At 46.7% G+C, this 12,121-nt stretch carries 7 protein-coding genes and 1 pseudogene; 4 read left to right on the top strand and 4 right to left on the bottom strand.

The window, feature by feature from the left end; genetic code table 11:
* Positions 1–153: 153 nt before the first annotated feature.
* Positions 154–2,025, bottom strand: a complete 1,872-nt coding sequence (locus tag NDA03_RS03200) for a tetratricopeptide repeat protein (RefSeq protein ID WP_348237274.1) — start codon at positions 2,023–2,025, stop codon at positions 154–156.
* A gap of 481 nt (positions 2,026–2,506) precedes the next feature.
* On the opposite strand from NDA03_RS03200, the gene NDA03_RS03195 reads away from it, so the two are divergent.
* Together NDA03_RS03195 and NDA03_RS03190 are read left to right on the top strand one after the other, a co-directional pair.
* Positions 2,507–3,301 (top strand): DUF2993 domain-containing protein, encoded by a 795-nt coding sequence (locus NDA03_RS03195; RefSeq protein WP_190428742.1) that lies wholly within the window; start codon positions 2,507–2,509, stop codon positions 3,299–3,301.
* 193 nt (positions 3,302–3,494) lie between these two features.
* Positions 3,495–4,787 (top strand): APC family permease, encoded by a 1,293-nt coding sequence (locus NDA03_RS03190; RefSeq protein ID WP_348237273.1) that lies wholly within the window; start codon positions 3,495–3,497, stop codon positions 4,785–4,787.
* Positions 4,788–4,823: 36 nt separating this feature from the next.
* Here NDA03_RS03190 and NDA03_RS03185 read toward each other — a convergent pair whose 3' ends face one another.
* The 3 genes from NDA03_RS03185 to lepA form a co-directional block, all read right to left on the bottom strand.
* Positions 4,824–6,215, bottom strand: a complete 1,392-nt coding sequence (locus tag NDA03_RS03185) for a UDP-glucose/GDP-mannose dehydrogenase family protein (protein WP_190411322.1) — start codon at positions 6,213–6,215, stop codon at positions 4,824–4,826.
* 108 nt (positions 6,216–6,323) lie between these two features.
* Entirely contained in the window at positions 6,324–7,283 is a 960-nt protein-coding gene (locus NDA03_RS03180) for a UDP-glucuronic acid decarboxylase family protein (RefSeq protein WP_190411323.1), read from the bottom strand.
* Between the two features lie 292 nt (positions 7,284–7,575).
* A complete protein-coding gene (lepA, locus tag NDA03_RS03175) occupies positions 7,576–9,387 on the bottom strand; it encodes a translation elongation factor 4 (RefSeq protein WP_190411324.1) in 1,812 nt (603 codons plus the stop codon).
* A gap of 778 nt (positions 9,388–10,165) precedes the next feature.
* Here lepA and NDA03_RS03170 point away from each other — a divergent pair.
* Both NDA03_RS03170 and NDA03_RS03165 read left to right on the top strand, forming a co-directional pair.
* Positions 10,166–10,396, top strand: a complete 231-nt coding sequence (locus NDA03_RS03170; protein ID WP_190411356.1) for a type II toxin-antitoxin system CcdA family antitoxin — start codon at positions 10,166–10,168, stop codon at positions 10,394–10,396.
* A gap of 188 nt (positions 10,397–10,584) precedes the next feature.
* Positions 10,585–11,859 (top strand): annotated as a pseudogene (locus NDA03_RS03165) (ATP-binding protein); the annotation flags it as partial.
* Positions 11,860–12,121 lie beyond the last annotated feature (262 nt).

The raw sequence follows: 12,121 nt of genomic DNA, 5'->3' as shown, positions 1-12,121 counted from the left end.
CAGTTCTGCTTTGCCGAAGTCACTACGTTTTTGTTTACACGGGTTGTTCCTTTAACCAATCGCTAACTGTGATGTACTTTCTGGACAGTTATTATACTGCTGTTATAACTTATCTCAACCAGGATTGTCTTCAGGAAATAAAAACAACCAAGTCTAAGAAAAAAGTTTTTTTAGAAGAATTTGATGAGACTTATGGATGAATTTAATTTTATCGGAAAATACTGATACAAAAGCGTCTATCCCCACCTTGGTATTTTGAAAATGATTTTCTGCAAAAATAAAATCATAATCGTCAAAAATGATCGTGCCGCCAACTTTGACAAGCGCCCAACTTAAAACTGCATCTTCCAGAACATCGCTAGCTAGGTGGGAGCCATCAATGTAAACTAAATCATAAAAATCCAAGGGTAAGGAACGCAATATTTGTTGAGATTTCCCTACTATTTTCCGAACCTTTCCCGCTGCACCTGTACGATTTATATTAAAGTTAAAACGCTCTTCTATAGAGCTTAAATAGTCACAATCATATCTTTGATGTTCCAAGCTACCTGCAAAGGTATCTATACAGGTAATTTGGCTAAAACTATCTATCAAAATATTTTCTAAAAACCAGCAAGTAGAGCGGCCCTCCCAACTACCTATTTCTAAAATATTTAATCCGGAGATTTTAGATAAAGGTTTAAGATGCTCATTCAAAATATCAAGGTTGCGGCTAAACCAGTCTGTAGAAAATTGATAACCTTTCAATATTGTCTCAATTTGATAACGAGCTTTTGAAAATTCAGGCTTGATTGTTAAGAGTTTATGGTAATAGCTCATTGCCTCGGCAACTCTACCCTTTTGCTGAAAAATCATGCCTAAATCGTAGTATGCTTCAGGAAATTCAGGTTTAACTTCCAGCGCTTTCTGATAACAAGCGATCGCTTGTTCAATCTGTTCTTGCATCCACAATCTTGCTCCCATTTTAAAATAGGCTTCAGCTAAGAGGTTTTGCGATCCCTGGTAGTTACTTATATCCCCTTGAACAGAGAAAAGTTGAGCAGATGTCTGCAAATCGGCGATCGCTTCTGGATAGTTACCCAATTTAGAATGGGCATTTCCCCGGTTATTGTAGGCGGCGGCAAAGTTAGGATTAAGCTGCAATGCCAGAGTATAATCGTCAATTGCTCCTTGAGTATCTCCTAAATCGAAGCGTGCGACACCTCGATTAGTGTAAGCTTCAGGAAAATTAGGATTGATATTCAGCGCCTGAGTGTAATCCTCAATTGCTTTTTGCCCATCGCCAAGTCTGGAGCAAGTATTACCCCGATTGTAATAAGCAACAGCATCATGGGGATTGAGATGCAAGATTTTGCTATATTCCTCGAAAGCTTTTTGATAGTAGATTTGCCAAATTCTCTGTACTGTTAAATGCCTTTCCTGGTGGTGATGTCTGTAAGTTTGGGCTTCGTGCTGTCTCCAGATAATCACTTGTTCAGCAACAGAAATCCCGGTTTGACCAGAGAGGAATAAGCTTAAAAATAAAGTGCCAGTTGAGAGATATTCGGTTTGCACTAGGTTGAAGATGCGGGGCAAGTCTTGTACCCAGTCTCCAATCTTGAGGCTGAAGCAGGGAGGGCAGAATTTTAAATTAGCGATCGCTTCTCGAAATAATTCATTTCCCTGCTCTTGATAAATTGGGGAAGGCACATCCTTGAACTGCCCGATAACTGCTGTATAAGGTAATGCTAAGGATGCATTGAGAAAGCTTGGTAAACTCTCTAGCGCCTCATCATCCCCATCTAGAATAAATACTTGTTTTACATTTTCTCTTTTTGCATCAGCCAGAGCCTGTATCAGCGTAGAAGCTGGCCCTTTATGCTCTAGGCGTCTAATTTGGCATCTATTTTTAACAGCAGCCAAATTAGGAAAAATATTGCTTCCATCATCGTATACAACAATATCAAAATCTCCCTGAATCGAACGGATAGCCCGTTCTAGATAGGGATAGCTAGGATCGTAATATCGAATAATGATCCGTGTCATCGCCGTCAACTTAAGAATACAGAACAGTGTTCATCCCACACCAGTCGCTCAAAATTCCCCTAGTCTGAGTCATGATGCTTTCGTTGCCACACTCCAAGTAATTTTCGTGTATCTGTCATAAGGAGTAGGGAAGCCCTGCTCTTACTGGCATCGGAAGACTCTAGAGATTGTGAAATTTAATTGTCTCCAATGATACTTTGCAACTTTTGGCAGTAATCTCGGATCTTTAGCCCAGAGTCTTTGCAGCACCTAGTGATGTTGTAGGCGATCGCGCATCAAGAGGGCGATCTGCTCACATCTGCGACTCTAATTGTTGTAACTAATTGGAAAATTCAGAAAATTCTATCAATCGCGCCATTTTCCGGCTGATAACCTTAAGCAGTAGGCTCTCTGGGGTTCTCTCTGTCTTAGGTCTTCTTGCTTATTTGTTAATATTTTGTTACAAACAAGAGAGTAAGCACTCTTATGGACGCGAAACATTATGTTAGGCGGCCTTACTGGTTTCACAAACAATACTGGCACTGATTGGGGAGAACGCCTCCTCAATACAGTTGCTAGCAAGACTATTCGCCACATGTTTACCCAGAGTGAGTCTGTGGAAGTTGCTGTTCGCTGCTATCCCTCCAGCAAGCTTTTGCAGGGCAGTATTGACAGCTTCAAAATGAGCGGTAGTGGTCTTGTGATTCGCCGCGAGTTTCGCACCGAGGAGATGTCGTTTGAGACAGACGCTGTCTCGATTGACTTCAGCTGTGTAATGCAAGGTCAGATTCGCCTTAAGCAACCTACTCAGGCAGTTGTACAGGTGACGCTAACCCAGGCAGATATTAACCAATCCTTTCAGGCAGAACTGGTGCAGAAGCGCCTGCAAGATATTTCCACACCAGCTTTGACAGATTTATCTGGCGGTCAGCCCGTTTCCTTTACCGAAGTCCAAGTACAGCTGCTGCCCGAAAACCAAGTGCAAATTTTTGCAAAGGCAGATTTGGGCGAAAAAGGATTGGTGCCACTCAGCATGAAATCAACCTTAAGCGTGGAACGGCGACGTCGAATTCGGTTTAAAGATCCTCAATTTCAGGCAGAGGCGGTGCCAGAAGAAACACGGGAGATTTCTCAGACGTTGACCTCGGCATTTTCTGAAATTTTAGATAACATGGTCGATTTGGATCGCTTTAATCTTGACGGCGTAACCATGCGAATTAACCGTTTGGAAACCCAAGGAGATAAGCTAATTTTCAGTGGCTATGCCCAAATCGAGCGCGTTCCCAATAATCCTTGATTGTAGTCAATCGTCATGGGTTACTGGCAATCGCAGGGTCAGAACCGCGTTAACCGCGTTAAAAGGAACAGGGATAAGGAACGAGGATTGAACACCCCTGTTCTATCCTTAATTCCTTAAGGTAAGCGATCGCACAACTGTGTCTTAACCTCTCGGCCTTAGGATAACAGTAGTGTTATCTGGGAGATATCTTGTGACTGCTGGAACCTCACCCCCGCAGCTTCAGAGAGAGTTAGGGGTTTTGGGTGCCACGATGATGGGTTTGGGTTCGATCGTGGGCACGGGCGTGTTTGTCAGCATCGGCATTGCCGCCGGAATCGCAGGACCGGCGGTAATTTTGGCGATCGCGATTGGAGCCGTTGTGGCAACCTGCAACGGTCTCAATAGTGCCCAGTTAGCAGCGAATCACGCCGTCAGTGGTGGCAGCTACGAATATGGCTACAAGTATCTCAATCCGAGTCTGGGTTTTACCGCAGGCTGGATGTTTCTCTTGGCAAAAACTGCTTCAGCCGCAACGGCAGCTTTAGGTTTTGCTGGCTACTTGCTGAATGCGACAGGTTTGTATGGGCGGGGATTTCTGATTCCCACGGCGCTAGCTGCGGCGATTTTAATGACTTTAATTGTTTTGAGCGGGATTCGCCGCTCTAATCGCGTCAATATTGCCATCGTCTTGGTGTCGCTGCTCTCTTTAATTTTCTTTGTCCTTATCTGTCTACCCCGCGCCACAGAGGTTGGTACAGAAAATCTCACGCCATTTTTCAAAGGTTCTCCGGCGACGGTACTCCAAGCCAGTGCGCTGATGTTTGTGGCTTACACGGGTTATGGAAGGATTGCCACGTTGGGCGAGGAAGCACGGGAACCCCGGAAGACAATTCCAATCGCGATGATTGTCAGCCTGGGGGTGACAATGCTACTTTACATGGCAGTGGCAACGGTTGGCATTGGGGCGGTCGGGACAGAAATTTTGGGCAAAGCAACCCAGGCACAGGCAGCACCCCTCGAGGTGGCAGTTCGCAGCGTTGCCGGTTCAAGAGGTGCGGCGATTTTATCAATTGGTGCGATCGCGGCGATGCTGGGGGTACTATTAAACTTGATTTTGGGTTTGTCCCGCGTGCTGCTGGCGATGGGAAGACGCCGGGATATGCCCAGAATTTTGGCACGGCTAAATCGGCAAGGAACGACACCCGATTTAGCGGTGGTCGTGGTAGGAATTGCGATCGCCCTTTTAGTTCTGCTTGGCAATGTCAAAACGACTTGGTCATTCAGTGCCTTTAACGTCTTGATTTACTACGCAATTACTAATCTGGCAGCATTAAAAATGCCAGATTCAGAACGGCTCTATCCCAAATGGATAGCCTGGGCAGGTCTAGGATCTTGCCTGTTCCTGGCTTTCTGGGTAGAGCCGCAAATCTGGCAAATGGGTCTGGGATTAATTGTCGCTGGTCTAATCTGGCACCAAGTCAGGCAAAGAGTTAGGGAGTTATGAGTTATTAACTCATAACTCCCTAACTCAAAACTTTTCCTAGCGACCAACACCGATGTATTGGAAACCGGCGCTTTCTATTTCCTTCCGGTTGAGGAAGTTACGACCATCAATCATCACCGCGTTGTTCATCAGCTTAGACATTTTGCTATAGTCTAGGGTCTGGAACTGCTGCCAGTCTGTCACCAACACAAGGGCGTCACAGCCATCAGCCAGCCGTTCGGGATCGGTTTCCACCATCACGCCGGTTAACCCATGACGCATCCCAGTTGAAGAAACAATTGGATCGTAGGCTTTCACTTTCGCTCCCAGCCGGTTGAGTTGCTCGATGAGATTGAGCGCTGGAGCATCGCGCATATCATCGGTATCGGGTTTGAAAGTCAGACCTAGCAATCCCACCGTTTTGCCTTTGAGGATTTTTAGCGCCTGTTGCAGTTTTTCGATCGCAATCACGCGCTGGCGCTGGTTGACACTCACAGCAGATTTGAGCAGTTGAGCTTCATAGCCGTAGTCGTCCGCGGTATGAATCAAAGCCGAGACATCTTTCGGGAAGCAGGAACCACCCCAGCCAATCCCAGCTTGCAAGAACTTGTTCCCAATCCGGGAATCCAAACCGATGCCCTTAGCGACTTGGGTAACATCAGCACCCACGCGATCGCAAATATTAGCAACTTCGTTGATAAAGCTGATTTTGGTTGCGAGGAAGGCATTGGCGGCGTACTTAATCATCTCAGCAGAGTTGATGTCTGTCACCACGACGGGCACTTGCGGTAAGGATTTGTCTTCTGCCACCTGGCGCTCGACAATGGGAGCATAGAGTTCCTGCATCATGGCGATCGCTTTCGGATTGGTGCTACCCAGCACAATCCGATCCGGGTTAAAGGTGTCGTAAACCGCCGAACCTTCGCGCAAAAATTCTGGATTGCTAACAACATCAAACTGAGGAGTTGTTTCTAGTGTCAACTCCTCGGTAACAACGCCACCAGCTCCCACTAGGGACTTTTGGCGTTCCAGAACGCCATCAAGTACAATCATCCGCACCCAGTCCCCAGAACCAATTGGCACTGTGGATTTATTCACAATGACTTTGTAACCACCGTCAAGATGAGCGCCAATTCCACGGGCAACGGCTTCAACATATCTGGTATCGCTTTCACCATTTGCCAAAGCGGGCGTCCCTACTGCGATGAACAAAATTTCTCCATGAGCCACTCCAGCACCCAAATCGGTAGTGAACTCAAGATGCCCTGACTGGGAAGCCGATTGCATAATTTCTGACAGTCCTGGCTCATAAATCGGGGACTGTCCCGCTTTCATCAACTTGACTTTTTCTTCGTTATTGTCAACGCAGATGACATGATGTCCAATATGAGCAAGACTGGCACCCGTGACCAAGCCAACATATCCAGTGCCAATTACGCAAACACGCATAGGAGTAAACCTCAAAAAAATTGGAATGACAGTTCTGGGGGTACGATTCTGTTGGGTAGTCTTTTGTTAAAAGTCATTGATAATTAACTTTTGACAAAGGACTCTAATTCACGAATCGCTGTGGATGCGATTCTCCGGCAGAGAAGCTAAGCGATCGCGAAAATCTTCTATAGTCAGTTGTAACCCTTCTTGCAAGGGTATTGTTGGCTCCCAATCCAGCCAAGTCTTTGCCCGCGTGATATCCGGACGCCGTCGGCGAGGATCGTCTTCTGGCAGTGGCTCAAGCTTAATCTTCGAGTCTGGGTTCACCATCTTTTGGACAGCCTCAGCCAGCTCTAAAATCGTATATTCATCGGGATTCCCTAAATTAATCGGTCCCGTATGCTCGCCATTCATCAGCCGCATCAGCCCTTCCACTAGGTCTGAAACGTAGCAGAAACTTCGGGTTTGCGAACCATCACCATAAACGGTTAGGGCGGTACCCCGCAGAGCTTGCACTACAAAGTTGCTAACCACTCGACCGTCATTTTCTAACATTCGAGGGCCGTAGGTGTTGAAGATTCGCGCGACTCGAATTTCTACATGATTCTGGCGATAATAGTCAAACGCCAGTGTTTCTGCAATTCGCTTGCCTTCGTCATAGCAGGAGCGAATTCCTATCGTATTGACATTACCGCGATATTCTTCAGTCTGGGGGTGGATTTCAGGATCGCCGTACACTTCTGAGGTGGAAGCCAAGAGTAATCTCGCCTTCACCCGCTTTGCCAGTCCTAACATATTCAGTGTACCCAGGACATTCGTTTTCACGGTCTTTACTGGGTTGAACTGGTAGTGTACTGGAGAGGCGGGGCAAGCTAGGTGATAAATTTGCTCCACTTCCAAGCGTATCGGTTCGGTGATGTCGTGACGGATGAGTTCAAAATATGGATTATCCAGCCACTTCAGGATGTTGCGTTTGTGTCCGGTATAGAAGTTATCGAGGCAAATGACTTCATGCCCTTGCGTCATTAGCCGGTCGATCAGATGGGAACCGATAAAACCAGCACCACCTGTGACTAAAATTCTCATCTGGCAATTGAGTCTTTTAAGAGTTGGAATCCATCTTAGACTAACCTTGCCATGCGATGGTGTCCAGATGTACCTGCATTTTCAATAAATCTTTGAAGATATCGATGAAGATAATGTAAAGATTAGCGATCGCTTCTCGGCATTCATTTCTTCGCCTCAAGTTCGTTCCTTTCCCACTCTCAGCCTGGAATAGTACCCTATGTAAGACGCCAAGCTACGAAAATACGCTGGGTTCCTAAGCTTAGCTTAAAAATCCAGCGTAAGTCTCAATTCAGTAGTCTCAATCCAAGCGCTACTCTTGATCCAGGCGCAACACCGCCATGAAAGCTGATTGCGGTACATCAACCGTCCCAATCGACTTCATGCGCTTCTTCCCTTTAGCCTGCTTCTGCAACAACTTTTTCTTTCGAGAAATATCACCGCCGTAGCACTTGGCAAGCACATCTTTTCTCAAAGCGGGGATATGTTCGCTAGCGACAATCTTACTGCCAATCGCGGCTTGAATCGGAATCTTGAACTGATGCCTAGGAATCAGTTCCTTCAACTTTTCTGTCAAACCACGTCCTACGTTGTAAGCCTTATCCCGATGCACAATCATCGCTAAGGCATCAACGGGGTCGTTGTTGATTAAAATATCTAGCTTAACCAGGGGATTTTCCTGATAGCCAATCAAATGATATTCCATACTGGCATAGCCGCGAGTTCTGGACTTCATTTGGTCAAAAAAGTCCGTCACCACTTCCGCCAGGGGTAACTCATAAGTCAGCGTGGTTCGCCCCTGCGTTAAATACTTCATATCTTTGAAGACACCACGCCGGTTTTGACATAACTCCATCAAAGTCCCCACATAGACTTCTGGGGTAATCATGTCTACCTTGACATAAGGCTCCTCAATTTTTTCCCGCTCGTTCGGCGGCGGTAGGTGGCTGGGATTATCAATGTAGACTTCCTCTCCCTTATTGGTAATCACCCGATAGACCACCGAAGGAGCGGTGATAATCAAATCTAAATCGTATTCCCGCTCTAGACGCTCTTGGACGATCTCCATGTGCAGCAAGCCCAAGAAGCCGCAGCGGAAGCCAAACCCCATTGCGCTGGACGTTTCCGGTTCGTAGTTCAACGCTGCATCATTTAATTTCAGTTTTTCCAGGGCTTCCCGTAAGTCTGGGTATTGATCGGCATCGGTGGGGAACAAGCCGCAAAAGACCATCGGCTTTGCTTCAGTGTAACCGGGCAATGCCTCGCTAGCAGGGGCATTCGCTAGGGTAATAGTGTCTCCTACGCGAGCATCTTCCACCGCTTTAATTGCCGCTCCTAGGTAGCCCACTTCTCCAGCGTGCAGTTCGTTCACCGGCTTCTGAGTCGGGGAAAGGATACCCAATTCGTCAATTTCATATTCTTTGCCAGTCGCCATCAGACGAACGCGATCGCCTTTTTTGACCGTACCATCCATCACCCGGAAGTATACAATTACACCCCGATAGCTGTCATAGTAACTATCAAAAATTAAAGCTCTCAGCGGTTGGGACACCGTATCTATCGGCGGCGGGACTAAGTGAACGATCGACTCCAGGATCTCGTCAATCCCAAGCCCTTCTTTCGCAGAAGCGAGAATTGCACCGCTACAATCCAGTCCGATAATTTCTTCAATTTCTCCCTTTACCCGATCTGGCTCAGCTCCAGGGAGATCGATTTTATTTAATACTGGAATAATTTCCAGATTATTCTCAAGGGCGAGATAAACATTGGCAAGCGTTTGCGCTTCCACCCCTTGAGAGGCATCCACTACCAAGAGTGCGCCTTCGCAAGCGGCGAGGGAACGCGACACCTCGTAGGAAAAGTCTACGTGACCAGGTGTATCAATTAGATTTAGAACGTACTGTTGACCATCCTTGGCGGTATAGTTCATTCGGGCAGCTTGCAGCTTAATCGTAATGCCGCGCTCCCGTTCTAAATCCATATTGTCCAGGAACTGTTCCTTCATCTGCCGATCTTGCACCGTGCCCGTAAACTGCAAGAGGCGATCCGCCAGAGTGGATTTTCCGTGGTCAATGTGGGCAATGATCGAGAAATTACGAATGCGAGAAACAGGTACGTCAGTCATAGCCAAACAAAAAGGCACGAACGGCAATTGAAAAGTTCAGCGGACTTCAAATATTGTAATGTTTCCGATGCCCAGGCAGTTAGGACAGCCGCAGATATGTCCCTTCTGTCAACGTGAAACAATTCTTTAACTTTGAGTAGGACAGTTACCGCCTTCGATGACTATACAGTAGAAAATCTGCGCGGTTTACCTAAATCAGAGACAGCGATAAAAATAGATGCAGGACTGAGGACTGAGGGTTGAGTAGGGAGGACTGAGGACTGAGAGTTGAGGAAGGAGGACTGAGGGTTGAGGAAGGAGGACTGAGTAACTGTCAAACAGTCAGTCAAGCGAAGCGATAACCATTTAATTTGGCATGGGAGGGTGATGAGAACACAGCAAAAGGTATTGTGAATCTAAAGACTTAAAAAGAAATCTTGTGTATTCAAGTAGATTAGGGCACATTGGAATTAAATCCATGCAAAAACTGCCCTGATGAAAAACCTTTAAAAAAAGGGTAATTTTCTGAGGAGAAAACGACTTTTCTACCGAAAAGTGGCAACGCTTCAGGAGCAGCCGCCCTCACCTCACCAGAAAATAGAGCGCTATTGCCTACTAGCAGTTAGCGCCCAGAGAATGTCAGAATGCATACTAGGGATCGGAATTGCAAAATTTTGTTGCCCATTAGGATAGGAGCTGCCCTCTACTCACTGCGTTGCTTGCATCAGCAGTTAGCATGGAAAGACGGCGCATCCTCTTCCGCATTGGATTTGCTTGGAAATGTCATCACTGCACTGATATGAACGATCGGGCCAGATATTCTCAGGGTTCAGCCGAAAAGGTGGAAATTTCTATCCACCTTGATTCTGAACTGTTAGCACAAATTAAGCACCTGACCAACGATCCGAGTAAGGTCATTGAGACGGCAATTCGGCAGTGGCTTAGAGGTGAACGAGATCGAGATGATGAACTGACTCGGAACCTAGAGAGGAATCCGCCCGTGCCTCCAAGAGGGGAATGGAACGATTAATGCAAAATAAAGAACACTCTAGATGTAGACTTTAGCCGCAGGGCAAGTCTTTTGAGGTTGTATCTATCACAGAAAACGGCTGGTAATCATTAGCTTCTTCTCCTTTTGCAGTTTACAGGTATACTCTGATGGCGGCTCCTGTTAATGTCTCACTGCCAACTTTCGAGTCAACTGTGTCAAGTCCAGATCAGTACCAAAAACTGCTGAGTCAGATTGCTAGGAATATCCGTCGCACGCTCGATCTAGATACCATTTGGCAGCAAACGGTTAGAGGGCTAGGAGAAGCGCTTAACGTTAGTCGCTGCATCATCTGCAACTACGAAAGTTCTAAGCCCAAAGTGCAGGTGGTGGCGGAGTATTGCCAGGAGACGTTTCGGTCGATGCTGGGACAACAGTTACAGCTTGCCGAGCAACCCTATCTAAGGCAAGCACTGGAGACACAAGGCGAGCCAGTTGTGGTAGAACAGGCTGGGGTGAATGCGTTTGGGCAACAATCGGTATTAGTCGTTTCTACCTGCTATCAAAACCAGCCAAATGGCGTCATCGCTTTGCAACAGTGCGATCGCACTCGGCGATGGAACGATGCCGAAGTTGAGTTAGTTAGAGAACTGGCAGATCAGGTGGGAACCGCGATCGCTCACGCCACCCTGTATAAAGAATTAGAAGAAGCCCGCGAACAAGCAGAAGAAGCTTCTCGCCTCAAATCAGAGTTTCTGGCAAATACTTCCCACGAACTTCGGACACCGCTAAACGGCATGATTGGCTCCCTGAAGCTGATCCTAGATGGGACGGTAGACGAGCCAGAAGAGCAACTGGATTTTATCCAAGATGCTTACCGTTCAGCTTTACATCTCCTCAACCTGATCAATGACATTCTCGATGTCGCCAAAATTGAAGCAGGCAAAATGGAGCTGGAACTGGGACAGGTGAAGCTGGAAGAACTATTCGGGGATGTTGAGGAATTTACCCAGAATCAGGCGCAGCAGAAAAACCTGAGCTTATGCATTCAAATGCCATCTACTTACGATGAAATTATCCTGTATGGCAACTACCAGCGGCTGCTCCAGGTGATGTTAAACCTGATAGGGAATGCAATCAAATTTACCCATGAAGGCGGCGTCACGGTCAGTGCCGAGGTCAGTAAAAAGAAACTTAAGTTTGGAGGACAGGAATGTCCAGGCGTCGTGAAAGTCCAAGTCGCCGATACGGGGATTGGCGTCTCCCTTGACAAGCAAGACAAACTATTTCAATCATTTAGCCAGGTGGATGGCTCTCGCACTAGACAGTACGGTGGTACCGGATTGGGATTGGCAATATCTCAAAGGCTGGTAGAAGCAATGGGTGGGGTCGTAAACTTCTACAGTATGGGCGAAGGTCTGGGTTCAACAGTTACGTTCACCGTGCCTCTGTATCAAGAGCCGGTAATGATTTCAACGCAACAGACAGGTTCGATGGATTGTTAATGTAGGTGCTACTTTCGGGGATTGATGAAATTGGATTGAGTTGGCTCTACCAGTTGAAAGCACAAACAAGCTGCTTGCTGGTAGTTTCAGGCTCTACGATGAAATTTCGAGAAAGCAAGCACGCCAACATAGCCTGCGAGGTCAACAGGATTCTATGACTGAGCCAATTTCCGAACCGTACCAAAACTTTGAACCAAATTGCTAACAGGAGCGATCGCACACTCAATCTAAAAGCGATTTTCAGCAAACGGTTGAAAGTTTG

The sequence above is a fragment of the Trichocoleus sp. Lan genome, assembly GCF_039961855.1.
Classification (GTDB): Bacteria; Cyanobacteriota; Cyanobacteriia; order Cyanobacteriales; family FACHB-T130; genus FACHB-T130.
Note: the sequence above shows the minus strand (reverse complement) of the source record. Positions and strands in the feature narration are given on the sequence as shown.